The following is a 24,954-nucleotide window of genomic DNA, read 5'->3' as shown; positions in this document are numbered from 1 at the left end:
GCTTGATCTATTCAGTCACAAAATTGATAGTTTAGATCAGAATGACGTCAGACCCCACAGAACCGCAGCGCGTCCCGCGCATTCAGGCCAAGATTCTGCGCGGTATCCTGAATGGTGCCCCGTTGCCCGAATCGACTGTCGAGGCCCTGCTCGGGGCCGAAGGGATGCGCCCGGGGGACCTGGACCATGTGGATGCCACATTGCCTTTTGCCGCCTATCTGCGCCTGTTCGACAATATTGCCCAGGCAATCGGGCGCGACACCTTCGGGCTGGACCTGTCATCGCGCATGGGGCCGGAACTGGTGGGTCCGGCGGGATATATCTTTGTCGCCTCTTCCGATCTCACCCAGGCTGTGCGCGCACTGGCCTCCAGCGTGTTCACCATTCAGGACGCCACCACTTTCGAGGTTCAGACCGGCCCCACGCCGCATGTCCGTTATCGCATCACCGACAACGACCTGACCCCGCGCAGGCAGGACGTTGAATTTTCACTGGGTTATGTCGACCGGCTGATCCGGCTGCTGCTGGGGCCGCGCTATGCCCCTGCCGAGGTCTGGTTCGAACATGCACGCCCCGCGCGGCTGGGACGGCACGAGGCAGTGTTCGGGTGCCCCGTTTTCTTCGATCAGGAGGTCAACGCATTGTGGTTCCGGCCCGAAGACATGGACCGCCGTGCGGCACAGGCCGACCCGAACCTCGTCGCCCTCATGCAGCATTACATTCAGCTTCTGGATCAACGCAGCCACGCCATCACGACATTCACCGAAGACGTGCGCCAGACCCTCTCGGCCCTCTCCGAAGGCCCTGAACCCGGTCTGGACAGGGTCACGGCCCGGCTCGGTATCAGCGCCTCGACCCTGGGACGGCGGTTGCGGGCGGAGGGCACGACATTCCGCGAGTTGGCACGGCGGCATCGTATCGACCGCGCGGCGCGGATGTTGCTGGAAACCCGGCTGAGCATCCTCGAAGTGGCGGAGCGTGCGGGATATGTTGAAACCGCCAGCTTCACCCGCGCGTTCCAAGCGGTGATGGGACAAAGCCCGCGCGCCTATCGTGCTGCCGCCATCGGCGGGCCATTGCGTTAGGCTCGGCAGGCGCGGCTGCTGTCATATTGGCTCAGTGAAAGCCCTGGTCGCACCCCGGTCCAGATCGGAAATACCCGGCCGTCGGGTTCACTGCGCAAACCACACCCTGCAGATAAGGTGCAACGACCCGCGCCCATCGCCTCACTTTTGCGGGGCATTCGACTCTACCCGAAATTCGCAAATATACCTGCCATCGCTGCCCTCAGCGGATAGCGACTGCACTCTGCGCTCCCTAGGCTTCTCTCGAAAGCCCTATTGGACAGCTCCCCGGAAAGCACAGAATGAACACAGCAGCCACCCCCTTTCCCGATACCACCCTGCCACCCGCCAGGCTTCTGATCGGCGGCGAATGGGTCGAGGCAGCTTCGGGCCGGACGATCCCCGTGATCAATCCGGCAACAGAGCAGACTTTCGCCCATATCGCGGCAGGCAATGCCGAAGATGTGGACCGTGCAGTGAAAGACGCACATCGCTGTTTCGAAAGCGCCGCCTGGCAGAAGATGCGCCCGCTGGACAGGGGCCGGCTGCTGGAACGGCTGGCCCTTCTCGTCGAGCAGGAAGCCGACGCGCTGGCCACCCTTGAAAGCTGGGACAACGGCAAACCCTACGCGGTGTCACGCCATATCGACCTTGCCTTTACCATGGATGCGCTGCGCTATTATGCGGGCTGGTCGTCAAAGATGGCGGGCGAATACATCACGCTGTCGCCCTTCATCAACGACGGCGGCACATACCGCGCCTATACCGAACGCAGGCCCGTGGGCGTGGTGGCCGGGATCACGCCCTGGAACTTCCCGCTGGGTCAGGCGATCCAGAAAATCGCCCCCGCCATCGCCTTTGGCTGCACCATCGTGCTGAAACCTTCGGAGGAAACCTCGCTTACCACGCTGCGGCTGGGCGAGTTGATCCAGAAGGCCGGATTCCCCCCCGGCGCGGTCAACATCGTGACGGGCTATGGCGACCCGGTCGGCAGCTCGCTGGTGGATCATCCGCTGGTGCGCAAGGTCGCCTTTACCGGATCGACCCTGACGGGACAGCGCATCTTGCAAGCCGCCGCGCCTCAGATGAAACGTGTGACGCTGGAACTGGGCGGCAAATCCCCGACCGTCGTGCTGGCCGATGCCGACATGGAACAGGCGATCCCCGGTGCCGCCATGGCGATCTTCGCGAACTCCGGCCAGATCTGCACCGCCGGTTCACGCCTTTTTGTGGAGGCCCCGGTCTATGACCGCGTGGTCGAAGGCATCGCCGAATTCGCGGCAAACCTCCCCATCGGACATGCCTTTGAACAGAATGTCGCGCTCGGACCGCTGGTCTCGGCGCGGCAGCTGAAAAAAGTCAGCGAGATGGTCCAGGGCGGCATTGACAGCGGGGCCGAGGTTGTGACCGGCGGGCGCAGGACGGGCACGCAGGGTTATTTCTACGAACCGACCCTTCTGCGGAACGTGGGCCGCGATGCCAAAGTCATGCGCGAAGAAATCTTCGGCCCCGTCGTGATCGCCAATCGGCTCGACGCCATCTCCGACCTGAAGGCAGCAGCGAATGACACCGAATACGGGCTGGGCGCCAGCATCTGGACCCGCGACCTGAACAAGGCGCATGTGCTGGCCGGGCAAATCGACTCCGGCACGGTCTGGATCAACACACACAACGTCCTCGACACCGCCATGCCCTTTGGCGGGGTCAAGATGTCCGGCATCGGGCGCGAATTCGGCACCGAGGCCATCAACGCCTTTACCGAGCCGAAAGCGGTCTGCATGCGGCTCGACCCAACCGGGCTGGAATGACGACCCGGTCCGAAAAACAACAAAACCAACAGGAGAAGAAACGATGAAAATGAAACATGTTGCCCCGATTGCGGCGCTTTGCCTGGCGGCTTCGGCCGCGACGGTCGGGGCCCAGGAAACAATGGTCGGCTTCGTGTCGCCCATCGCCAGCCAGCCCGGTCAGGCGCTGGCCAGCGACATCATGGAGAAGATGGCAGGCGATCTTGGCTGGCAGTACAGAATGCTCGACGCCAACCTGTCACCAAACCGGCAGGTGTCCCATGTCGACACGCTTGTGACCCTTGGCGCAAAGGCCATCGGCTCCTGGTCGCTGGACCCGAACGCCGTTGCCGCCGCCTATACCCGTGCCAACGAACAGGGGGTGCCAGTGGTCGGTGTCAACTCAACAGGCCCGGGCGTGACCATGACGGTCTGGTGGGAAATCAGCCTGTGCCAGCAGGGCGGGACCTACGAACGTCAGGTCGCCTGGATCAAGGAACGCCGCCCTGAAGCCAGGGTTGTGGTGATGGGCGGCCCGCCGGTGCCGTCGATCCAGCAGAACACCGCCTGTTTCGAAGCGGCCGCCAGGGCCGGGGGCCTCGATGTCGTGGCGCGGGTCGACAACACCAAGGATTCAACCGCCAGCGCCGCGACAATGGCCGCCGACCTGCTTGTGCGCCACCCGGACGCCAATGTATTCTGGGCCTATAACGACGCCAGCGCATTAGGCATCTCCGCCTCTGCCCTTGCCAGCGGCAAAACGATCTATGCCGCGGACGGCTCTGACGGCGTCATGGTCTTTGGCATGAACGGCGACGACGAGGCCATCGCCGCCCTGCGCGAAGGCCGCCTGACCGGCAGCTGGGACCCGGACGTTTACGGCATGGCCGCCGCGATCATCCTGGGCTTCAAGCAGCTGCTCGACAATCCGGGCACCCAGCCCGACGATCTGATCGTCGCCTCGCAGTTCCTGACCTACGAGAACATTGGCGATTACGTCCCGACGCTGGAGCGCGGCTATACCGTCGACACCGTGCCGCTGATCAAGTGAAAGCTGGCCCTACACCGCTGCACCTCCCCCCGGTGTGGGGCCATCCCTGCCCTGCAAGCATCCCCGGAACATCATGACCGAACATGACGCCACACTCAGCACTGACTACCTTGTCATCGGGGCCGGTTCCGCCGGCTGTGTCGTGGCGGCGCGCCTGTCAGAGAACGGCCATTCCAAGGTCACGCTGCTCGAAGCGGGCAAGCGCGACACGAATCCCTGGATTCACATCCCCATCGGCTATGGCAAGACCATCGTGAACCCGGACGTCAACTGGCGCTTTGAGACCGAGAAAGGGCCCGAGATCGCCGACCGGCCGATGTACTGGGCGCGCGGCCGCGTCCTGGGCGGATCGTCGTCGATCAACGGATTGCTCTACATCCGGGGCCAGGCCGCTGATTACGACCAGTGGCGGCAGATGGGCAACACCGGCTGGTCCTATGAAGATGTCCTGCCCTATTTCCGCAAGGCAGAGGATCAGGAGAACGGCGCCGACACCTATCACGGCAGCGGCGGCCCGCTCCGCGTGTCGAACCTGGTCGAACGCAATCCGCTTTGCGAGGCCTTTATTGCCAGCGGCGTCGCTGCAGGCATCCCGCGCAACGACGATTTCAACGGTGCCGGTCAGGAAGGTATCGGATATTACCAGCTGACCACCCGCAAGGCCCGGCGTTGTTCCGCCGCTGTGGCCTATCTGCGCCCGGCCCGCGCCCGCCCCAATCTGCGGGTGGAAACCGAAGCCATGGTCGAACGCATTCTGTTCGACGGCAAACGCGCCATCGGCGCAGAATTCCGCCGTGGCGGCAGGCTGATCCGCATCCGCGCCAGCCGCGAGGTGATCCTCTGTGCCGGTTCCATCAAATCCCCCCATCTGCTGCTTCTGTCAGGTGTCGGCCCTGCCGTACAACTGACTCAGAACGGCATTCCCGTGGTCCATGACCTGCCCGGCGTGGGCGAGAACCTGCAAGACCATTATGGTGCGATCCTGACCTACCGCAGCAAGCTGCCGCTTACGATCAACGACCTGATGACCAGCCGCTGGCGACAGGTGAAGGCAGGTCTGAAATATGCGCTGATGCGGCGCGGGCCGCTGACCATATCTGCGGCCCAGGCCGGCGCCTTTGTCCGGTCCTCCCCCCATGTGGATGCGCCGGACATCCAGTTCCTGTTCCAGACCTTCAGCCACGACGAATATGACGAGGGGCTGCATAATTTCTCGGGCTTCGCCAATGTGGTCTGCCCGCTGCGCCCCGAAAGCCGGGGCAGGCTGTCGCTGCGGTCCTCCGACCCGCATGCGGCCCCCCTGATGCAACCCAATTATCTCTCTGCCCAGGCCGACCGGACACTGCTGGTCGAGGCGCTGAAGATCGCGCGCAAGGTGGCCCAACAACCCCAGATCGCCGCCCATATCACTGAAGAATACGCCCCCGGCAGACATACCGCGAGCGACGCCGAGCTGCTTGATTATGCCCGCCGCACCGGGCTGTCCATCGCCCATCAGGTCGGCACCTGCAAGATGGGCACCGACCCGATGGCAGTGGTGGACCCGACGTTGCGGGTGCGGGGCCTGGACGCCCTGCGCGTGGTCGACGCCTCGGTCATGCCCACGCTGATTTCCGGCAATACCAATGCCCCCACCATCATGATCGCCGAAAAGGGAGCGGATATGATCAAGGAAGACGCAGCATGAATTCACCATCGCCCGGACCCGTGGTGCTTGAGGCCCGCAACATCAGCAAATCCTTCCCCGGCGTGAAGGCGCTCGACAGCGTGGATCTGACCCTGCGCGCAGGCGAGGTCCACGCATTGACCGGCGAAAACGGTTCGGGCAAATCGACCCTCTCGCGGGTCGTCGCCGGATTGCTTCAGCCCGACGCGGGGCAGTTGTTCATCGACGGAAAAGAGGTGGCGCTCGCCGATCCCGCCGACGCGATCCGGCGCGGCATCGTCATGATCAGTCAGGAACTGACCCTGGCCCCCACGCTGAGCGTTGCCGAAAACATCTTCATGGGCCGCCTCCCCAGGACGCGCCTCGGCGCCATCGACTGGCGAAGGCTCGAACATGACGCGGTTGCAGCGCTGGACCGGCTGGGCGTCCATGTCTCGCCAAATGCGCGGGTGTCGGAACTGGGCCTGGAACTGCAACAGGAAGTCGAAATCGCCCGCGCCCTTTCCGCGGACGCGCGGGTGCTGATCCTGGACGAGGCGACAAGCTCGCTGTCGGAATCCGCAACCCGCCGTCTGCTCGACCTGGTTGTGCAGGAGCGCGACAAGGGCATGTCGGTGCTGATGATCACCCACCGCATGCCCGAGATCTACGCAGTATCCTCGGTTTCAACCGTGCTGCGCGACGGCAAGCTCATCTCGACCGTGCCGATCCCAACCACATCCGAAGACAAGCTGGTCGAGCTGATGGTCGGCCGCGAGATCGAAGATTACTACGCCAAGCGTCATATCGAAGCGGGCGAAACCGTGGTCGAGATCGAAAATCTCGCCTCAAACGATGCCGGGATTGCACCGGTCTCGATCAACGTGAAACGGGGCGAAATCCTCGGCATCGCGGGGCTGGCCGGTTCCGGCAAGTCGGAATTCGCCCAGGCGCTCGGCGGGGCCGTCGGTGCGACGGGCCGGGTGACGGTCGCGGGCCGTGCCGTGGTGTTGGGCAATCCCGCCCGCGCGATTGCTGCCGGGATCGGCTATGTCCCCGACGACCGCAAGGGGGCCGCAATCCTGCCGGTGCGCAACATTTCCGAAAACTTCGCCCTGGCCTGGATGGACCGGCTGTCGCGCCGGGGCTTTGTATCGCTGCGACGACAATCTAGGGACGTCAGCGCCGCAATCCGCGACTACGGCGTGGCAACATCCGGCCCCGATGTGCTGATCTCGACCCTGTCGGGCGGCAATCAGCAAAAGATCGTGCTGGGCCGCACGTTTGAGCGTGCGCCAGAGGTGCTCGTGCTGAATGAACCCACCCGTGGCGTCGATGTGGGCGCGAAATCCGAAATCTACAGGATGCTTCAGGACGCCGCCGAACAGGGTGCTGCTGTCATTGTCGTCTCCTCCGAACTGCCTGAAATCCTGGGCATCGCCGACCGCATCGGCGTGTTCTTCGAAGGCCGCCTGGCAGCCGAATTCGATCGGGCCGAGTTCACCGAAGAGGTGATCGCCCATTGTGCCGTCACGGGCGACCGCCGCGCGCGCCCCCCAAAGCAGGAATGATCATGACAGACATCACCCAAACCCCGCCCCGCCATCGCAAACCGTCCGCTGCCGCAACCTTGCTGCAAAGCCGCTATGCCGGTGCATTGGTCAGCCTGATCGTGATCTCGATCTTCCTCTACCTCTACCAGCCGGTCTTTCTGACCTGGCCAAACCTGATGAACATCGTCAAATCGAACAGCGTCGCCTTCATCCTGGCCCTGGGCGCGACCTTCGTGGTGATCTCGGGCACGGTGGATCTGTCTTTCGGTTCCGCCACCACAGCGGCAGCAATGGTGTTCGGACTGCTGCTGATCAACGGCACCCCCCTGCCCCTTGCCATCTTCGGCGCGCTGCTGGCGGGCGGGCTTCTGGGCGCGTTCAACGGCTATCTTGTTTCCTATGCAAAGATCTCCTTCTTCGTGGTGACGCTTGGCACATTGTCCGTCTTTCAAAGCGGCGCGCTGATCATGAATGACGGCGGCAGCTACTCGGTCTTCTCGCAGCCGACCTTCAAGGCGCTGAACACCTTCGTGAACGGCAATCTCGGCCCGGTCCCGATCATCCTGATCTTTGACGCGGTCCTGTTCCTGATCGCGGGCGGCGTGCTGCGCTATACCTCCTTCGGGCGCGCGCTCTATGCCATCGGTGCCAACCCCGAGGCCGCGCGCCTCAACGGCATCAACGTGCGCCGCGTTTTGTTCACGGTCTTTGTCATCTCGGGCATGACCGCCGGGCTTGCCAGCGTGGTACAAGTGGGGCGGTTGACCGTTGCCTCGCCCGAAGTCGACCTGAACCTGCTGCTTACCGTGCTGGCCGCCGTGCTGATCGGCGGCACCGCAATGACCGGCGGCGAAGGCGGTGTCCTGGGTACGCTGATCGGCATGCTGTTCCTCGGAGTGGTGCAGAACGGGCTCACGCTCACCGGCGTATCCTCCTTCTGGCAGGGCACGCTGAGCGGCGGAATCCTGATCTTCTCGGTCTGGCTGGGGGGTGTGCGCGGCATGCTGCGATCCCGCCGCCAGGCCAAACTTACATAACAAAGAACCGGACATACCCGCCGGAGAAAGGACACCATGTCACGCCTAGAGAACGATTTCACCCGGCTTGGTCCTGCCGCGACGGCCGCCACAGGCCGCACCCACGGATTGCACATCGGCGGCAAGACAGTGCCGACCACCAAAAGCTACGCGCTGATCGACCCTTCGTCGGGGTTGGAATTCGCCCGCGCCGCCGAAGCCGATGCCGCGCATGTCGATACGGCAGTTTCCGCCGCGACCGATGCGCTGCACGGCGCATGGAAGCGCATGCGCCCATACCAACGCGAACGCTGCCTGCTCAAACTCGCCGATCTGCTGGAAGCGCACGAGCGCGAGATTTCCCAGATCGAGACATTATGCTCTGGCCGGTTGCTGGCAAACACCGCAGGCGTGGATGTTCAATATTCCGCCCATGTGCTGCGTTACATGGCCGGCTGGACCACCAAGCTGGAAGGCCAGACCATGCAGCTTTCCGTCCCCTATATCCCGACAGGTGACCTGCAGGGCTTCACCTTTCGCGAACCCATCGGCGTGGTCGGGGCCATCGTGCCCTGGAACGTCGCTCTGGGCATTGCGATCTGGAAAATCGCCCCGGCCCTGGCCGCCGGCTGCACCATCGTGCTGAAACCGGCGCCACAGACGCCGCTCTCTGTCCTGCGCCTTGCCGAATTGGCACTTGAAGCCGGTATTCCCGAAGGTGTCATCAACATCGTCACCGGCAGCAGGCCCGAATTGGGTCAGATGCTGGTCGCCCATCCCGGTATCGCGATGATTTCATTTACCGGCTCGACCGAAGTGGGCCGCCGTATCGCGGTCGAGGCAGCGGGCCAGTTCAAGAAATACAGTCTTGAGCTGGGTGGAAAATCGCCGGTCATCGTGATGGAAGATGCCGATATTGACAGCGCGGGCGAAGCCGCCGCCTGGAGCATCTTCGCCAATCATGGCCAGAACTGCTGTGCCGGCGCGCGGCTTTATGTGCACAGATCAATCTATGATGCGGTGATCGAAAAGGTCGTTTCAGTGGCCGAAAGCATCACGCTTGCCGCGCCGCTTGAACCTGCTGCGATGATGGGACCGCTGATCAGCACGGGCCACCGCCAGCGCGTGATGGGCTATGTGGAACAGGGCGTGGCGGATGGTGCAAAACTGGCAACCGGCGGCACCGCCCCCGACCACCAGGGCGCCTATATCCGCCCCACCGTGCTGACCGGTGTGAACCCCGGCATGTCTGCAGTCACCGACGAAATCTTTGGCCCGGTCATGGTCGCCGCCCCCTTCGACACCGAGGATGAAGTGCTCGGGCTGGCCAACGACAGCCGCTTTGGTCTGGGTGCCAGCGTCTTTTCCCGCGACATCGAACGCATCAACCGGATGACACAGCGCCTGCAATCCGGATCGGTCTGGATCAACGTGCACAATGCGCTGGATGTCGCGCTGCGCTTCGGCGGCTGGAAGGAAAGCGGCGTCGGCAACGATTTGAGCGAAGCAGCCGTCCTGGCCCATACCAGGGTCAAGGCCTCGGTCCACTATCACCCCTGACAGTGCGCCGCGCGCGGGCAAACCGCCGCGGCGACACGCCGTTCCATGCCTTGAAGGCCCGCGCGAATGAGGCCGCATCGGCATAGCCCAGCGTCTCGGCCAGTGTTTCCAATGGAATGTTGGCCCGGCTTTCCAGCAGTTGACGCGCGCGCAGCATCCGCTGGTCCTGCAACAGGTCGCGAAAGCTGTGCCCCTGCTGTGCAAGCTGGCGGCGCAATGTGCGTTCCGGTTTGCCAAGTGCCGCCGCAATGGCGCGCAGGTGGATTGTCCCCTGGCCGAAACCTTCGGTGATCAGGCGCCGCGTCTGTTCCACCACATCCACCGGATCGCTGGCCTCTTCCCCCATCAGGTCCAGCAGATGACGCTCTACAATCGGTTGCAGCCGTTCGAAATCAAGCCGCGCGTTCAACAGCAGCGGCATGTCCAGCGACGATGTCGGAATGACGATGGCATTGTACTGCTGGTCACCCCGCACCGGCGCGCGGAAAATCTCGGCCAGCCGCGCTTCACGCCCTGCAATGTCATGTTCCAGCAGGATCTCGACCGGACGCCAGTTGGCGCTCACCGTCTGACGCATGGCCGAGACCAGCGCGCAAAGCGTGAATTCCGTATCGTGATGCCGCGGCCAAAGCGCGGGATCGCCGATGTTATAGCAGATCTCGGCCCGCTCTTCCGCGGGTTTGATCGACAGGTTGGTGTCGGTCTGCCAATGACGCTGAAACCGCATGAAGGCCTCCAGCATCATCCCCACGGTGCGCGCGGTTGTGACCAAGGTATAGAAAGGCCCCAGATCCGTCAGGCTGAAGGCGGAGCCGAGTTCTCCGCCGAGAGTCTGATTGCCAAGCGCGTCACCCACGCGATTTGTCAGGTCGATGTAACGGGGCAGCGGCACCCATTTGTAAGGCGACGCCAGCGTCGATGGGGAAATCCCGGCCTCGCGCAGCAACTTGGCGGTGTTCAAGCCTTTTTGTTCAGCCGCCTCAATGAAGACCGACAGAAAGAAAGCGCGCACCTTGGGATTGGCGTTCGTCACTGGGGACATTCGCCCATTCGACTGGGTCATGGCCGAAATTGTAAATCCGGAGCCCGAAAATGCAATTCCTAAACGAATGTTTTGGGTCCAAAGTTTACATACCCCGGCCGCACTGCTCAGCCAACAGGCAAAGGGCCCCAGGCCGGTTCGATATCAGTGTTTCATAGATGCAGGAGCGGGCGACAGATAACCGCCCATAAAAGCGCCGCACAACCAACAGGAGATCGACGATGGCAATAAAGGCCGCGTCTGAAAGCAATGGCTTTGAACTAGGCGTCCCTGCCCCGCGCACCGCGCCACGGCGGAGGTCTTCATGATCCAGCAGTTCCAGGAACTGATTGAGCCGGACGTCACCCTGCGCAGGCATCTTCGCGGCGCGGACCTGGCTGTTACCGATGCCACAGACATCCATCGCCACATGAGCCGGGTCATCGCACCGCATGCCTTCGACCTCACCGGCATCCGCTCCCGGTCCGTGGATTTCTGGCACCACGCCATCGACCTCGACGGCATTTCGCTGCACTACGTCGATTACCAATGCGATGCCGAAATGGCCAACGTCGTCATCGACCAGCCGGGCGCGGGCATCACGGTCAAGTTCCCGCTGGCAGAAACCACCCTGATCAACACCGGCCGCACCCGATACTGCCTGCGCCCCAACCAGTTCACCGTCCTGCCGCCGGGCCAGCCCTATCGCGCCATGATGCGCGGCGAATGCCGCCACCTGACCCTGGCCATCAACGGAGACTGGCTTGGCCGCTACCTCAACAGCCGCTACCTGCCGGTGCAGGCCCACAACCTCAGCTTCGCGCTCCGGGCCTATGACGTCGGCACCGACGGCATGCTGCTCTCCGGCATCCTGGCGACCCTCATCGGCGGGCTGATGCGCAACGACCGCACCTTGCACAGCCCCGGCGTCGCCACGCATATGAAAGAGCTCATCACCTCTGCCGTTTTGGGCCTCTCTCCCGAATACCAGCGCGCGGGCCGTTGCGAGGCCGGGGCCGAACACGTTCCCGGCTACATCCTCCGGGCCGAGGCCTATATGTCCGACAATCTGGACGAAACCATCTTGCTTGAGGATATCATCCGCCATTCCGGCACCACCCGGCGCACGCTGCATGCAGGCTTTCGCCGGCATCGCGGCACCACGCCGATGGCCCTGCTGAAGGTGATGCGGCTCAAGGCAGCCAAGGCAGCGCTCGAACAGGCGGCCGAGGACGCCCCCCATGTGACCCGCGTCGCCATGACCTATGGTTTCCATCACCTCGGCCGCTTCAGCAACGAATTCAAGGCCGCCTTCGGGATCCTGCCCTCGCAGGTCAGGCGGAAGCCACCAACCCATTAACCCGGGTCACGGGCAAGGTCAGCCCCGCACCTCGGTCCGCTCCAGCAGTTCCAAGGCGGTGTGCACGAACAACCGCGTGCCCATGGCCAGCGCATCCTCGTCCACGTCAAACTTCGCGTCGTGATGTGGCGCGGTGATGCCCTTGGCGGCGTTGCCCGCCCCCAGCAGCACAAAGCAGGACGGCGCCTGCTGTCCGAAAAACGAAAAATCCTCTCCCGGCATGATCGGGGGCAGTTCGCGTACCGCATCGCGCCCAAACAGCCGCGCCGCGACCTCGTCCACCACGCCCGCAGTCTCGGGGTCATTCAGCACCGTGTCATAGATCCGGGTGTATTCGTAATCGCCGGTCGCGCCATGCGCGGCGCAAACCCCTGCAGCAATCTCGCCGATCCGCCGCTCGATCAGGTCGCGCACCTGCGGCGAAAAGCTGTTGGTGCCGCCGGTCAGCACCGCGGTTGGCGGGATCACCCCCACCGAAATGCCGGAGTTGAACCCGGTGACACCCACAACCGCCGATTCCACCGGATCAATCTCGCGCGCCACCAGATGCTGGAGGTTGCTCAGGATCTGCCCGCCGATGGCAATCGGGTCCACCGCCTCATGGGGCACGCCAATATGGCCCCCCTTGCCCTTAACCTCGATCCGGAAGATGTCGCAGGCCGCCATCACGCGTGTCGGGTTCACCATCACCGTGCCAATCTCGATGGGCGACCACAGGTGCAGCCCGATCACCCGGTCCACCCCCTCCATGGCACCGCCTTCGATCATGCCCCGCGCCCCGCCCGGCGGCGTTTCTTCCCCGTGCTGGAACAGGAAACGGATCTCTCCCTGCAGATCGTCACGCATCCCGGACAGGACCTGCGCCGCACCAAGCAGGATCGAAGTATGCCCGTCATGCCCGCAGGCATGCATGACCCCCTCGTTCTTCGAGGCAAACGGCAGCCCGGTTTCCTCCGCAATCGGCAAGGCATCGAAATCGGCCCTGATGGCGATCACCGGTCCGGGCCGCTTGCCCCGAAGCCGTCCGACGACGCTGGTGCCGGAAGGATGGCTGACCTCGATCCCGTCGAGCCCTTCAAGGATCGAGGTGATGAACCTGGACGTCTCAAATTCCTCAAAGGACAATTCCGGGTTTGCATGCATGTGCCGCCGCCAGGCAACAACCTGATCCGCAACCCCGTCGATGATGCCATCGATATTACGATCCATTGCTTTGTCCTTTCTCGCAGCACAGCCGCCACGATTGGCAAGCTGGCTGTGGCCTTGTCTACCGGCAACCTGTTTTTGCGTCGGGCGGTTTCCGCTGACGTTTCCCGAAACAGAATGCGGGCGGACCCGGTCGAGTGACATGGCAGTTTGGGTCAAAAAAATTGCATTTTCGGCCACCGGGAAACGGGCGGGAGTGCTCACGCACCGACAGGCGAAAGCCGCAGGATCAGATGTCGATTTTCACTTTATGGACTTCACCATGCTCGGGGTCCGCGACCTGCTCGCCCTTGTAAGTGTCGGTCACCGCGTTGAGAACACCCCAGGAATACCAGCCCTCGGGATTGCTTGAGATCCCCTTGAACTGTGCAGTACCGACTTCCGCGGTGACAAAACCTTCCGCGTGCTGGTCCAACGGTTCCGTCAGGCGACGTCCGTCACCGCCAAAGATCGCCGAGGCACCGGCGCCTTTCCCGACCCAGCTGCTGGCCTCGAACGCCTGAAAATCGGCATAGGTGCGTTCATCAACAACTGTGGTGGGCATGATCGTGACCGCGCCGGACACGGTTGCAAAATGCTGCGCACCGGCCTGATTGACCGCGATGGAGGCCCAGCCAGGCTGACGATCCGACAGTCAGCGAATTTTCAACATAGGTCGCAAGACGCTGGTCCTTCCATTCCTGGCTTTCATGGCCGAAAGGATAACCGGGCAGCCAAAGTTCAGGGAAGGCGATCAGAGTTAATCAGCCAGAGGAGTCCGGCTTCGCACATTTTGCGGCGCTCGCTGGATAAGTACATCCTGCAGAAGAGTTTTCTCAGGCTGGCGAAAACTTTGCGACACTACCGTTTGAACGGCCCTAACCTTTGATCAGGTTTTTGAAAGTGGTCGGGTCTGATAAAATCCGGACAAACGCCGCACCTATGGCAGTCAGCAATTAGGAAGATCCGATGGCAACGCTCGTTACTATTCCCGGCATCATGTCAGACGCACGCACTTGGGCGCCTGTAGCTCAAGATCTGGAACCGAATGTGGATGCGGTTCACGTCGCAGATACCACGAAAGACGCGACCCTGGAAGCAATGGCCACCCGCGCCCTGAACGACACAAAAGGCGATCTGATCGTCATTGCCCATTCCATGGGGGGGCGCGTCGCGATGGAAATGGGCCGTCAGGCGCCCGAGCGGATCAAGGCCATGATCCTGTCGAGCACCAGTGCCGAAGGCCCCGGTGCGAACGAGCTTGACCATCGTCAGACGCGCATCGACGCGGCCAATGCAGATATGACCAGCTACGCGGCAAACTGGGCACCCAAGGTCCTGTCCAAGGAGAACGCGCAGAATGACGCTTTGGTCGCGCAGATCCGTCAGATGGTCGTGGATTGCGGCGCGGCGGTACACGAACGTCAGAACCTCGCACTGCTGCATCGTCCCGATGCGACGACCTACATCGGCGTGTTCCCCTTCCCCGTGCTGCTGATCACCGGCGATCAGGACCACCTGTCGACCAAAGACGTTCACGACGCGGTCGCTGCAAAAATTCCCGATGCCACATCACTCGTTGTGGCGGGCGCCGGGCACCTGCTGCCGTTCGAGCAGCCGCAGGCAGTGTCGGAAACCGTGCGCAACTGGCTGCAAGAAAAATCGGTGATTTGAACACAGGTCCATCACTGACCTTTGACAACAGGGCGGCACCCGGCACCGGGGTGCCGCCTTTGCTTTTGGTGCATGGGCTTCGCGTTAACCGAAACATCAGGACGCCGAATGCCGCGCTGGCGCATCATTTACGCCTGATCCGCGTCGATCTGCCCGGCCGTGGCCAAAGCCCGATGCCAAAAGCGCCTGAGCGGTCACATCCCGAGATCGCCATCGCCGACCTTCCCGGAGGCCATTCGGTCAATGTGGAATGCGCCGAGGCTTTTGACACGTAGGCCGAGGTGTTTCTTGGCGTGCGCGTTCGAAACACATAAAAAGACCGGCGCCGGATTCAGGCGCCGGTCGCTGTTCAATCGGTCACACCCGCAGTTCTTCAACCTTGTCAAAGATCGACGCCCGCGCCGGATCAAAACCGATGCGGATCAGATCACCATCCGCCACCGGCACCTGCCCATCGACACGGAAGCGCAGCGGCGTGCCGTCAAGCGAGGACCATACCAGCGTTTCGGCTCCCATCGGCTCGACCAGTTCGGCGCGCACCTCGAATTGGACCGGCGCGATATCCGCCGCCTCACCCGTCAAGATATGCTCGGGGCGGATGCCGAACCACACATCACCGCTGAGGCCGGGGCGGGTGAACTCATACCCCGACAAGGACACGTCATTGCCCGCAATTGTCACCTTGGGTGGCTGCGGATCTTCCAGCCTGGTGTCAAAGAAGTTCATCGACGGCGAGCCGATGAAATCCGCGACGTATTTATTGGCCGGCTTGTTGTAGATGACGCTCGGGGTATCGAGCTGCATGACAACGCCGCCCTTCATGATCGCGATGCGGTCGGCCAGGGTCATCGCCTCGACCTGATCATGCGTCACGTAGATCATGGTGTTTTCAAGGGTCTGGTGCAGACGCTTGATTTCCACCCGCAGATCGGCGCGCAGCTTGGCATCGAGGTTCGACAAGGGCTCGTCGAAGAGGAAGACATCGACGTCGCGCACGAGGGCCCGGCCGATGGCAACCCGCTGACGCTGGCCACCGGATAGCGCGGCCGGCTTGCGCTTGAGCAGCGGTTCGATCTGGAGCACTTCGGCGGCACGCGCCACCCGACGCTTGATCTCCTCCTTGGGCATTTTCGCGTTTTTCAGACCGAAGGTCAGGTTCCCCTCGACCGTCATCTGGGGATAAAGCGCGTAGGATTGGAACACCATGCCGATGCCGCGATCCGAGGGCTCCGCCCAAGTGACGTTGTGGCCATTGATGTGGATCGACCCTTCGGTCGGCTCCAGCAATCCGGCGATGCAATTGAGCAGGGTGGACTTGCCGCAGCCCGAACTGCCCAGCAGCACGAGAAACTCGCCCTGCCCGATATCGAGGTTCAGATCGCGCAGGACCGACACAGGGCCGAAATCGAGCTTGAGGTTCTGGATAGAAACACTTGGCTGCATGACGTTATCCTTTCACGGCGCCGGCTGCGATGCCGCGCACAAAGAGCTTGCCAGAGAGAAAGTAGATGGTGAGCGGGACCACGCCGGAGAGCAGCGTTGCCGCCATGTTGACGTTGTATTCCTTCACCCCCGTGACCGAATTGACGATGTTGTTGAGCTGAACCGTCATCGGATAGTTGTCGGGCCGGGTGAAGATGACCCCGAACAGGAAGTCGTTCCAGATCGCCGTGGTCTGCAAGATCACCGCCACCACGAAGATCGGCACCGCCATCGGCAGCATGATCTTGAAGTAGATCGTCCAGAACCGGGCGCCATCGACGCGGGCGGCCTTGAACAATTCTTCGGGCACCGAAGAGAAATAATTGCGGAACAGCAGTGTCAGGATCGGCATGCCAAAGATCGTATGCACCAGCACCAGCCCGCCCAGATCGCCATAAAGCCCGATTTCGCGCAGCAGGATCACGATCGGATAGATCATCACCTGATAGGGAATGAAGGCGCCGATGATCAGGATGGTGAAGAACACATTGGCCCCTTTGAACCGCCACATCGACAGCGCGTAGCCATTGACCGAGGCCACCGCGATCGAGAAGAAGACGGAGGGCACCGTGATCTTGATCGAGTTCCAGAAGCCGCGCGACAGGCCGTCGCAGTTGAGCCCGGTACAGACCGTCGACCACGCCTTGTGCCAGGGCTCAAACGTGACTTCCATCGGCGGGGCAAAGATGCTGCCCATGCGGATTTCCGGCAGCCCTTTCAGCGATGTCATCAGCATCACGTAGAATGGAAGGAGGTAATAAACCGCCAGAACCACCAGAATGCCGTAGATCACGATGTTGTTTCGGGAAAAGATCCGGCGGGGCTTGGGGCCGGATGCATGCGCCGGACTTGAACGCTGCATGTTGTTGGTAACATCAGCCATGTTTCTTGCCTCCGAATTCAAGGTAAGCCCAGGGAATGATGACAACGATCACGGCCACCAGCATCATGCTGGACGCGGCAAAGCCCTGGGCAAGGTTTTGCGAAACAAACATCATGTCGAATACGAACTTGGCCGGGACCTCGGACGCGAGGCCAGGACCGCCGCCGGTTTGCGCGATGACCAGATCATAGAGCTTGATGATGGCAGAGGTGATCAGCACCAAAGTGGTGATGAAGACCGGACGCATCATCGGGATCACCACCAGCAGATAGGTTTTCCACGCCGGGATGCCGTCAATCTTGGTGGCCTTCCACACGTCCTCATCAATGCCGCGCAGACCCGCCAGCATCAGGCACATCACGAGGCCGCTGGTGTGCCACAGACCGGCGATCAGCACGCCGTAAAGCACCGTGTTCGTGTTATAGAGTGGATCGAAGGTAAAACTTTCAAACCCAAGGCTGCGTACCGCGTTCTGAATCCCGAATTCCGGGTTCAAAAGCCACTGCCAGACCAGGCCCGTCACGATGAAGCTGAGCGCGTAAGGGTAGAGGAAAATGGTGCGAAACCCATCCTCGAACCGGATTTTCTGGTCGATCAGCGCGGCCAGAAGAAACCCGAGCACCAGCGCGAGGATCAGCATCAGGATGCCGTAAATCGCGAGATTCTCGATTGAAATGAGCCACCGTCGGGTGCCCCAAAGACGTTCATATTGATCAAGGCCAACCCATTTGGTGCTGGGCAGGAGACGGGAGTTCGAAAAGGAATAGACGATTGTCCAGACAGAGCATCCGACAAAAACCACAAGTGCGGTAAGCACCATGGGAATGGCGGCGATCTTTGCGCTCAGGTTCTTGAACAGCCCTGTCGGTTTGCCGCTCTGCGACATTGGGAATCCTCCGATTTGATAGGGTGTGGCAAAGGCGGCGCGGATCGTTCTCAGATGATCCGCGCCGCAAGCTGTCAGTCAGCCGTGGCGATGATCTCGGCGAACTCGGCCTGCGCGGCCTCGGGGGTAAAGCCGGGGTCGGCAAAGAATTCGACCATCAGATCGGTCACCCGGCCCACGGTATCCGGCGATACCATCGTGTTGATGCTCTCCACGATGTGGCCGGCCTTCAGGATCTCCATGCCCTTTTCGATGCAGGGGGTCGGATCCCGCAGTTCCACGTCCCGGCGCACCGGCAGCGCGCCTTTCGCCATGGTAAAGTCTACCTGCGTTTCCGGGGAGACGATCACGCCCGCCAGTATGTCTTGCGCGGCGATGATCTCAGGGTCATCGACTTTCGGGAAATAAAAGGCGTCGCCCGCGGCGGTGATGTATTCATGCACGCCCAGCCCGGGCAGGCAGGAGAAATCCTCGCCCGCCTTCATCCCCGATTGGGTAAACTCACCCTGGATCCAGTCGCCCATGATCTGACCGGCGGCGCGGCCGTCAATCACCAGACGCGCCGCCTCGTTCCAGGCCTGTACGTTGGACCCTGTCATCAGGTCGCGCGCCTCTGCCGCAGCCGTGAACACCTTAGCGACATCCGGACCAGCAGCATACTCCGCATCAAGCTCGCCATAGACCTTTTCGAACAGCTCGGGTCCTCCGATGGAGACCATCAGCACGCTGAACATCAGTTGTTGCTGCCAGGGCTGCTGCCCCTGCGCCAAGGGGATGATGCCCTTTTCACGCAGTGTCGGCGCAGCGGCGACGAACTCGTCCCAGTTCTGCGGCACGGTCAGGCCACTGTCGGTAAACACGGCGTTGTTCAGCCACAGCCATTGTTGCGAGTGGATGTTGGAGGGCACGCAATAGAGTTTGCCTTCGAAAGTGCAGCTGTCCAGCAACGACTGTGGGAAGATCTGATCTTTCCAGCCCTGCGCCTCGGCTACTTCGGTGACGTCGCGCATGAAGCCCGCTTCGATCAGCTCGCGCATGGCCTGGCCGTGGGTGAACTGCGTGGCCCCCATCGGATCGCCGCCGGTGATCCGGCTGGTGATCAGCGGCCGGGCAACCCCGCCCGCACCGGCGATGGCGCCATCAACCCAGGTGTTGCCGCTCTTCTGGAAACCATCGGCGATGACGCCAATTGCGGCCGCCTCTGCCCCGGAGGTCCACCAATGGGTAACCTCCAGATCGGTGGCCAAGGCCGGCTGCGCGGCGGCAGCCGTCAGCATTCCCAATGCGTATGTCTTGAATTTTGTCATAGTTCTCACCCTGTGGTCTGTGGTGATTCCACGGTGCTGCGGCATTGCAGAAGCGCGAAATCTGTGGCGTCCGGCAGGTTAGTTTGCCGGGTCTTTTATGTGTTCAAATGTCCGTTCCAGCGGTGATCCAGTCAACAGACCGGAGATTTGTCGCGCCAAAACAATTTGTATTAGCGCCTGAAATAAAAAGAGATTTTCGCAACCGCCAGACACAGCCAGCGGCGCTTTCCGGGTTCTGGCAATTGCTTGCCGACCACGTATCAACCGGCAATCACCCCACCGGTGCGCAGATGCGCAATCTCGTCGCTGCTGTAGCCAATTTCGGACAGGATCATATCCGTCTGTGCCCCCAGCTTTTGCGGTGCGCGCTCCAGTGAGGGGCCATGCTCAAGCATCCGAAAACCGGCCAGCGTGGTGGTCATCCCCTCAGGCGTTCCATCGGCCCCGCCGAACCTGTGCAGCACCGGCCGCGCCAGAGTCTGCGCATCGCTCAACGCTTCGCCCAGATCCCGGATGCGGGCGCAGGGGATACCGTGTTCCTGAAGCCGATCTTCCCAATAGGCCGCCGTGTTTCCCAAGAAGGCGGTTTGCAAAACGGCGCTCTCTGCATCATGCGCATCGAGCCGCTGGTTGTTGTCCTGCTTGACCATGTCCTCGCGCCCGAGCAGGCGCCAAAGCCTGGCCTGCTGTTTGAGGTTCGAGGCCGAGACCATCATCGGCGCGTCGCTGGCGTGATACATGCCGATGGTCGCAAACGCATAGGTGTTGCCTTTCGGCGCCGGCACCTTGCCGTTCCAGAAATACGAGGCCACATGAGAGGTGGCGAACATCATCGCCACATCCAGCATCGACACATCGACGAAATTTCCGATGCCGCCGTTGCGCGCCCGCTGCAACAGGGCCGCCGTGATGGCATAGGCCGTGGTGGTTCCGGCGGCATAATCCATGATCGGCGCACCGCATTTGAACGGTTTCTCCGGATCATCTCCGGTCATCGCCATATATCCGGAAAACGCCTGGATGATATTGTCATAACCGCGCAGTTCGCTGCGCGGCCCGGTCGCGCCAAAGGCCGAAAGCGAGCAATAGACCAACCCCGGATTTCGCGCCCTGAGATCCTCATAGCCAAGCCCCAGCGCCTCGAAGGCACCGGGCCGGTAGTTTTCGATAAACACATCCGCCGTGTCGATCAGGCGCAGCATCGCCTCCCTGCCCTCGGGCGTCTTCAGATCAATCGCAACGGAGGATTTGTTGCCCGCCTGCCCCAGAAAGGCCGTGCCCATTCCGACACCATTCATCGCGCGGTCCGGTCCTTGCGAGCGGGCCTGGTCGGGGTCATTCGGATCCTCCACCTTGATGACATCTGCACCAAGCGTGGCCAGTTGAAACGCCGCAAACGGCCCCGCCAGCACATGCGTGGTATCGATCACCCTATAATTTTGAAACGCCTTCATCTGGGTCAACTCCATCCCTTTTCTGATCCTGGCGATACCGTTTGGCGGCCTGGATCAAAGCGGTGCAATCTGGTCTCAGTGCTTATTGAAGGCGCCCAGCGGGCGGCAATCAACGCCGTTTGGTTTCCAAAATGTTGGGGCAGCTCTGACCTATGCGTTCCCCGCCCTCGCGCGTGTTCGGCTATGATGGTGCGGACGAACACTCTCCTCCAGAACGCGACATCCCATGACCACGAACAACCTTCCCCTTTCGGACGCGACGCTCTGCGCTGCGCCCTTTCACCTCGATGCAAGGGGGCTGGACTGGGTCAAGACGCAATTCAACGCGCTTGGAACAGAGGCGAAGATTGCGCAAGTCATTCTGCCCATGTGCCGCGACCTGTCCGATGACAGTATCGACGCATTGGCCGCGCGGGGGCTTGGCGGGGTGCATCGGTTCCCAAGCTATACCGAAGAAGAGCTGCGCCGCTCCGCCCGGCGGCTGATGCAGACCTGTGCCGTGCCGCCGCTGCTGACCGCCGATATCGAGATGTCTGAAAAGGCCAGCGTCAAGGCGGGCACGGCCTTTCCGAACCAGATGGCGGTGGCGGCCACCGGTGATCCCGAAAACGCGCGCCGGATGGGCGCAATCGCCGCGCGCGAGGCAGGTTATCTCGGATTTGGCATCAGCTGGACTCCGGTCGCCGATCTGACGCTGAATTTCCGCTCCAACGCGGTGAACACCCGCAGCTTTTCCGACAAGGTCGATCAAACTCTGGCCCTGGTCTCGGCCTATCTCGACGGGATGCAGGACAACGGCCTTGTGGCCTGCGTCAAACATTTCCCCGGCGAGGGGCTGGACGAGCGCGATCAACACTACGTCACCACCCACAACACCATGACAATGGACGATTGGCACGCCAGTTTCGGCAGGATCTACGCCGCCGCGATCGCCAAGAACGTCCGCCTTGTCATGGCTGGTCACGTCACCCTTCCCGCCTATCGGCGGGACAGTGGTGACGCGGCATTGAGCGGGGCCACCCTCCCGGCCTCGCTCAATGCGAACCTGCTTGGCGGACTGCTGCGCGGGAAGCTGGGATATAACGGCGTCATCGTCTCGGACGCGACCGGTATGGCGGGCTTCACCTCTTGCGGGGAGCGCAAGGATATTGTCCCGCTCTGCATCGAAAGCGGCTGTGACATCCTGCTGTTCCCGCGCGACATCGACGAGGATATGCAGTTTCTGCGTGACGGTCTGGACAGCGGCGCGTTGTCGCAAACCCGTCTGGACCAGGCGGTGCTGCGCATCCTGGCACTCAAGGCCTCCATGGGGCTGCATCTGGACCGGCCCGCCGTCCCGCCTGAAAGCCGCCGCGCCGCGCTGCTGGGCAGTGATGAACATCGCGCTTGGGCGAAAGACGTGGCCGAGGGCTGCGTGACGCTGGTCAAGGACAGCCAGAACCTGCTGCCCCTGTCGCCCAAACGCCACCGCCGCATCCTGCTGGCCGAGTTGCGCGACCGTCGCAGCCCCTCTGCCCCCCTGCCCGATCTCGAAATCCCCGCCATGCTGGTACAGCTCGGCTTCGAGATCACCCGCGTTGTCCCGGGCCAGCCCATCGACACCACCGATCAGGACATTGGCCTCTATCTGATTGCCGAAGAAGGGCTGTCCGGCAAAGAACATCTCGGGCCGCAATGGGAACGGCTGCACGGGGCCTTTCCATTGACGATGCAGCGCATGTGGCAGCATCTGCCGACGCTCTATGTCTCGCTTGGCACGCCCTTCCTGACCTTTCACATGCCGGATTGCCCGGCCTTCGTGAACGCCTATAGCGCGGTTCGGCCGGTCCAGCAGGCGGTCGTCGATGCCCTGACCGGTGCTATTCCGTTCCGGGGCCAGAGCCCGGTGGCGCTGCCCTTTGGCGTGCCGGTCTAACTGCCCTCTTTGCGTTCAGACCGATACCGACAGTGTCTGTACCGCGGCAATCAGACTGCCATCGCCCCGCGTCATCACGGAGGTCGCGCCATCACCCGAGACATGCACCGTGTCACCCTGGTTGATATTGCCCAGATAGACCACATCGCGGCCCAACACCGGGTCAGGGCGCGCCGGGCGCGCATAGGCCGCGGTTTCCGCGATGCGCGAGAAGGTCGGGAAATAAAGCAGGCCAACGGCGTTGAAATCCAGCGCCGGCACCGGACGTTCGGAATAGAGCGCGGGCGCATCAATCGCGGCCACCTTGCGAAATCTGCGCGCCGTTTCGCGCGCCTGTCGGTCGAGCCTCATCAGCCCGTCCCCGGCAGGCGGCAAGTGCATGTCGCCAAGGACGCTATTGCGGAAAATCCGCGTGTTCGACCGGGTCGCGTCATGGCTGACAAAACTCGATATCATCGACAGTTCGGCGATGATTTTGCCCGCGACCATAACCTGATGCGTGGATCCCGTGCGCGTGTCCGACACGGCAAACAGGCTCGACAGGATCTGCGCATCCTTCCCCAGCAGCGGCTGGGACTGCGCGTGGAACCGCAGCGACGTCGCGCAGAAGGCGGCATAGACGGGCCGCCCGTCCACCGCCTGAAACACCGCTTCGCGCTGGCCAAGGGCCTTGGCAATCAGCACCCAATGCTGATCGCCGCAAAAGCGCAGGAGCCATTGCTCGGACAGGCCCGTCGGGGACAGCTGCGCCATGCCCAGAGGCAGGCTGACAGTGTCCTCGACCGGGGCCCGCCGCGTGGCAAAGGCGACAACCGCCATCAGGCGACGGCCCGCGTGCCAGCGCTTTGCAATTGCAGGGCGATCTGCTCAGCCAGATGGGCGCTGTCCTCTTCGATCCCGAGGAAGCGACCCGAGCCCCAGGTGTTCAGCCACCCCAGCCCGATAAAGTGGAAACCCGGCACATCCGTGACGCCGCGATTGAATTTCGGCTTGCCGCGCGCGTCAAAGACATCAACCTCGATCCAGCCATAATCCGGGCGGAACCCGATTGCCCAGAGCACCGAAGTGATCCCTGTCTCCTTGAGATCCAGTTCCGTGCGCTCGCGCGACGGCTCCCAGACCTTGACAAAGGGCGGCTCCTCAGGCGCGTCGATGCCATTGCGGGCGATATAGCCGTCGATCTGATCACGGATGCCGACATAGCTGCGGTCGGCATCGTCGAGGTTCTTGGTCAGATCCGGCAGGAATTCCAGCTTGTGACCCGCCATATTCGCCAGCGACCCATAAAGCTCCACCCCATGGTCGACATGCCATCTGCGCAGGTCGATTTCCTTACCACCATCGCGGCCCGACATGTAGTGATTGGTCTGGGTCAGCGCCTTGACCGGGTCGGGATGGGTGTCGATGGTGATCTTGTAGTGACCGGCATCGTGCAGCCAGTCGATGGCATCGCGGCCCCGGTACTTGCGCGGACTGCGCGGCGCGGGGCCGACGGCCAGATGCACCCCCCTGCCCGCACGCACGAAATCCTCCATGATCTGCACGCCGGATTGACCGGTGCCGACAATCAGAACGTCGCCGTCGGGCAATTGCGACGGGTTGCGGTAATCGACCGAATGCATCTGCACGATGGTCGGGTCCAGCGCCTCGGCATAGGCGGGCTCGATCGGTTTGTCGTAGCCGCCCGTGGCGATCACCACCTGATCGCAGGTCCAGGTGCCGACGCTGGTCTCCACCACATAGCCGCCCTGCGGATGATGGGCGATGCGTGTGACGTTGACATGCTCATAGATGTTCGGCTCGAAGGTCGCCACAAAGGCATCGAGATAATCGGTGATCTCGGCGCGCAGCATGAAACCGTCGGGATCCTTGCCACCGAACTCCTTGTCGTAGTGAAAGCCGGGAAGGCGGCACTGCCAGTTCGGCGTGACCAGGCAGAAGCTGTCCCACCGGTTGACGCGCCAGGAATGGAATTTCTCGTGGCGTTCAAAGACAACGCTTTCGATGCCTTTCGTCTTCAGCTGACAGGCCACCGACAATCCGGCCTGACCACCGCCCACGATGGCGACGGGGATATGCGGAATAGGCGTATCTTTCATGTTCTCGGTCCT

General features: G+C 62.2%; 20 protein-coding genes. 10 read left to right on the top strand and 10 right to left on the bottom strand.

Going from position 1 to position 24,954, the window contains the following annotated elements; all coding sequences use genetic code 11:
- The first annotated feature begins 41 nt into the window (after window positions 1-41).
- From ACWNZ3_RS21410 to ACWNZ3_RS21380, 7 genes are all read left to right on the top strand, one after another.
- Window positions 42-1,085, top strand: coding sequence for an AraC family transcriptional regulator (locus ACWNZ3_RS21410; protein ID WP_496902567.1), 1,044 nt, complete (start codon window positions 42-44; stop codon window positions 1,083-1,085).
- Window positions 1,086-1,366: 281 nt separating this feature from the next.
- Entirely contained in the window at window positions 1,367-2,872 is a 1,506-nt protein-coding gene (locus ACWNZ3_RS21405) for an aldehyde dehydrogenase family protein (protein WP_496902566.1), read from the top strand.
- A gap of 43 nt (window positions 2,873-2,915) precedes the next feature.
- Window positions 2,916-3,902 (top strand): sugar ABC transporter substrate-binding protein, encoded by a 987-nt coding sequence (locus tag ACWNZ3_RS21400; protein ID WP_496902565.1) that lies wholly within the window; start codon window positions 2,916-2,918, stop codon window positions 3,900-3,902.
- A gap of 73 nt (window positions 3,903-3,975) precedes the next feature.
- The gene (locus ACWNZ3_RS21395) at window positions 3,976-5,589 is read left to right on the top strand and encodes a GMC family oxidoreductase (RefSeq protein WP_496902564.1); all 1,614 of its coding nucleotides are present in this window, start codon (window positions 3,976-3,978) and stop codon (window positions 5,587-5,589) included.
- Entirely contained in the window at window positions 5,586-7,118 is a 1,533-nt protein-coding gene (locus ACWNZ3_RS21390; RefSeq protein ID WP_496902563.1) for a sugar ABC transporter ATP-binding protein, read from the top strand. Before ACWNZ3_RS21395 ends, ACWNZ3_RS21390 begins: the two co-directional genes overlap by 4 nt.
- 2 nt (window positions 7,119-7,120) lie before the next feature.
- Window positions 7,121-8,137, top strand: a complete 1,017-nt coding sequence (locus ACWNZ3_RS21385) for an ABC transporter permease (protein WP_496902562.1) — start codon at window positions 7,121-7,123, stop codon at window positions 8,135-8,137.
- Between the two features lie 36 nt (window positions 8,138-8,173).
- Complete coding sequence (locus ACWNZ3_RS21380) at window positions 8,174-9,676, top strand: aldehyde dehydrogenase family protein (protein ID WP_496902561.1); 1,503 nt, start codon at window positions 8,174-8,176, stop codon at window positions 9,674-9,676.
- Here ACWNZ3_RS21380 and ACWNZ3_RS21375 read toward each other — a convergent pair.
- Window positions 9,648-10,718, bottom strand: coding sequence for an AraC family transcriptional regulator (locus tag ACWNZ3_RS21375; RefSeq protein ID WP_496902560.1), 1,071 nt, complete (start codon window positions 10,716-10,718; stop codon window positions 9,648-9,650). The two genes, ACWNZ3_RS21380 and ACWNZ3_RS21375, sit on opposite strands and share 29 nt — an antisense overlap.
- Before the next feature lie 304 nt (window positions 10,719-11,022).
- Here ACWNZ3_RS21375 and ACWNZ3_RS21370 point away from each other — a divergent pair, with 304 nt between their 5' ends.
- On the top strand, window positions 11,023-12,057 hold the full coding sequence (locus ACWNZ3_RS21370; protein WP_496902559.1) for an AraC family transcriptional regulator: 1,035 nt from the start codon (window positions 11,023-11,025) through the stop codon (window positions 12,055-12,057).
- Between the two features lie 18 nt (window positions 12,058-12,075).
- Here ACWNZ3_RS21370 and ACWNZ3_RS21365 read toward each other — a convergent pair whose 3' ends face one another.
- On the bottom strand, window positions 12,076-13,266 hold the full coding sequence (locus ACWNZ3_RS21365; RefSeq protein ID WP_496902558.1) for an amidohydrolase: 1,191 nt from the start codon (window positions 13,264-13,266) through the stop codon (window positions 12,076-12,078).
- 226 nt (window positions 13,267-13,492) lie between these two features.
- Entirely contained in the window at window positions 13,493-13,807 is a 315-nt protein-coding gene (locus ACWNZ3_RS21360; RefSeq protein WP_496902557.1) for a hypothetical protein, read from the bottom strand.
- A gap of 404 nt (window positions 13,808-14,211) precedes the next feature.
- Between ACWNZ3_RS21360 and ACWNZ3_RS21355 the strand changes: the two genes are divergently transcribed.
- The gene (locus ACWNZ3_RS21355) at window positions 14,212-14,916 is read left to right on the top strand and encodes an alpha/beta fold hydrolase (RefSeq protein ID WP_496902556.1); all 705 of its coding nucleotides are present in this window, start codon (window positions 14,212-14,214) and stop codon (window positions 14,914-14,916) included.
- Window positions 14,917-15,273: 357 nt separating this feature from the next.
- On the opposite strand, the gene ACWNZ3_RS21350 is transcribed toward ACWNZ3_RS21355, so the two are convergent.
- The 5 genes from ACWNZ3_RS21350 to ACWNZ3_RS21330 form a co-directional block, all read right to left on the bottom strand.
- Window positions 15,274-16,359, bottom strand: coding sequence for an ABC transporter ATP-binding protein (locus tag ACWNZ3_RS21350; RefSeq protein ID WP_496902555.1), 1,086 nt, complete (start codon window positions 16,357-16,359; stop codon window positions 15,274-15,276).
- A gap of 4 nt (window positions 16,360-16,363) precedes the next feature.
- A complete protein-coding gene (locus ACWNZ3_RS21345; RefSeq protein ID WP_496902554.1) occupies window positions 16,364-17,281 on the bottom strand; it encodes a carbohydrate ABC transporter permease in 918 nt (305 codons plus the stop codon).
- A complete protein-coding gene (locus tag ACWNZ3_RS21340; protein ID WP_496902553.1) occupies window positions 17,274-18,167 on the bottom strand; it encodes a carbohydrate ABC transporter permease in 894 nt (297 codons plus the stop codon). Before ACWNZ3_RS21340 ends, ACWNZ3_RS21345 begins: the two co-directional genes overlap by 8 nt.
- Before the next feature lie 74 nt (window positions 18,168-18,241).
- Window positions 18,242-19,474, bottom strand: coding sequence for an ABC transporter substrate-binding protein (locus ACWNZ3_RS21335; protein ID WP_496902552.1), 1,233 nt, complete (start codon window positions 19,472-19,474; stop codon window positions 18,242-18,244).
- Between the two features lie 260 nt (window positions 19,475-19,734).
- The gene (locus ACWNZ3_RS21330; RefSeq protein WP_496902551.1) at window positions 19,735-20,904 is read right to left on the bottom strand and encodes a CaiB/BaiF CoA transferase family protein; all 1,170 of its coding nucleotides are present in this window, start codon (window positions 20,902-20,904) and stop codon (window positions 19,735-19,737) included.
- Between the two features lie 250 nt (window positions 20,905-21,154).
- Here ACWNZ3_RS21330 and ACWNZ3_RS21325 point away from each other — a divergent pair, with 250 nt between their 5' ends.
- Entirely contained in the window at window positions 21,155-22,843 is a 1,689-nt protein-coding gene (locus ACWNZ3_RS21325; protein ID WP_496902550.1) for a glycoside hydrolase family 3 protein, read from the top strand.
- 15 nt (window positions 22,844-22,858) lie between these two features.
- Here the strand turns inward: ACWNZ3_RS21325 and ACWNZ3_RS21320 are convergent, their stop codons facing one another.
- Both ACWNZ3_RS21320 and ACWNZ3_RS21315 read right to left on the bottom strand, forming a co-directional pair.
- On the bottom strand, window positions 22,859-23,662 hold the full coding sequence (locus ACWNZ3_RS21320; protein WP_496902549.1) for a Pnap_2097 family protein: 804 nt from the start codon (window positions 23,660-23,662) through the stop codon (window positions 22,859-22,861).
- Window positions 23,662-24,942 carry an MSMEG_0569 family flavin-dependent oxidoreductase gene (locus ACWNZ3_RS21315; RefSeq protein ID WP_496902548.1) on the bottom strand — a complete coding sequence of 427 codons (1,281 nt, stop codon included), beginning with the start codon at window positions 24,940-24,942 and terminating at the stop codon, window positions 23,662-23,664. The genes ACWNZ3_RS21320 and ACWNZ3_RS21315 overlap by 1 nt, the downstream gene beginning before the upstream one ends.
- Window positions 24,943-24,954 lie beyond the last annotated feature (12 nt).

The organism is Sulfitobacter sp. IGS-18 (genome assembly GCF_059628195.1).
Note: the sequence above shows the minus strand (reverse complement) of the source record. Positions and strands in the feature narration are given on the sequence as shown.

Bases quoted from the DNA above. Each gene is read 5' to 3' on its own strand.
- ACWNZ3_RS21410 (WP_496902567.1), top strand. From the start codon at position 42: ATGACGTCAGACCCCACAGAACCGCAGCGCGTCCCGCGCATTCAGGCC.
- ACWNZ3_RS21405 (WP_496902566.1), top strand. From the start codon at position 1,367: ATGAACACAGCAGCCACCCCCTTTCCCGATACCACCCTGCCACCCGCC.
- ACWNZ3_RS21400 (WP_496902565.1), top strand. From the start codon at position 2,916: ATGAAAATGAAACATGTTGCCCCGATTGCGGCGCTTTGCCTGGCGGCT.
- ACWNZ3_RS21395 (WP_496902564.1), top strand. From the start codon at position 3,976: ATGACCGAACATGACGCCACACTCAGCACTGACTACCTTGTCATCGGG.
- ACWNZ3_RS21390 (WP_496902563.1), top strand. From the start codon at position 5,586: ATGAATTCACCATCGCCCGGACCCGTGGTGCTTGAGGCCCGCAACATC.
- ACWNZ3_RS21385 (WP_496902562.1), top strand. From the start codon at position 7,121: ATGACAGACATCACCCAAACCCCGCCCCGCCATCGCAAACCGTCCGCT.
- ACWNZ3_RS21380 (WP_496902561.1), top strand. From the start codon at position 8,174: ATGTCACGCCTAGAGAACGATTTCACCCGGCTTGGTCCTGCCGCGACG.
- ACWNZ3_RS21375 (WP_496902560.1), bottom strand. From the start codon at position 10,718: ATGTCCCCAGTGACGAACGCCAATCCCAAGGTGCGCGCTTTCTTTCTG.
- ACWNZ3_RS21370 (WP_496902559.1), top strand. From the start codon at position 11,023: ATGATCCAGCAGTTCCAGGAACTGATTGAGCCGGACGTCACCCTGCGC.
- ACWNZ3_RS21365 (WP_496902558.1), bottom strand. From the start codon at position 13,266: ATGGATCGTAATATCGATGGCATCATCGACGGGGTTGCGGATCAGGTT.
- ACWNZ3_RS21360 (WP_496902557.1), bottom strand. From the start codon at position 13,807: ATGCCCACCACAGTTGTTGATGAACGCACCTATGCCGATTTTCAGGCG.
- ACWNZ3_RS21355 (WP_496902556.1), top strand. From the start codon at position 14,212: ATGGCAACGCTCGTTACTATTCCCGGCATCATGTCAGACGCACGCACT.
- ACWNZ3_RS21350 (WP_496902555.1), bottom strand. From the start codon at position 16,359: ATGCAGCCAAGTGTTTCTATCCAGAACCTCAAGCTCGATTTCGGCCCT.
- ACWNZ3_RS21345 (WP_496902554.1), bottom strand. From the start codon at position 17,281: ATGGCTGATGTTACCAACAACATGCAGCGTTCAAGTCCGGCGCATGCA.
- ACWNZ3_RS21340 (WP_496902553.1), bottom strand. From the start codon at position 18,167: ATGTCGCAGAGCGGCAAACCGACAGGGCTGTTCAAGAACCTGAGCGCA.
- ACWNZ3_RS21335 (WP_496902552.1), bottom strand. From the start codon at position 19,474: ATGACAAAATTCAAGACATACGCATTGGGAATGCTGACGGCTGCCGCC.
- ACWNZ3_RS21325 (WP_496902550.1), top strand. From the start codon at position 21,155: ATGACCACGAACAACCTTCCCCTTTCGGACGCGACGCTCTGCGCTGCG.
- ACWNZ3_RS21320 (WP_496902549.1), bottom strand. From the start codon at position 23,662: ATGGCGGTTGTCGCCTTTGCCACGCGGCGGGCCCCGGTCGAGGACACT.
- ACWNZ3_RS21315 (WP_496902548.1), bottom strand. From the start codon at position 24,942: ATGAAAGATACGCCTATTCCGCATATCCCCGTCGCCATCGTGGGCGGT.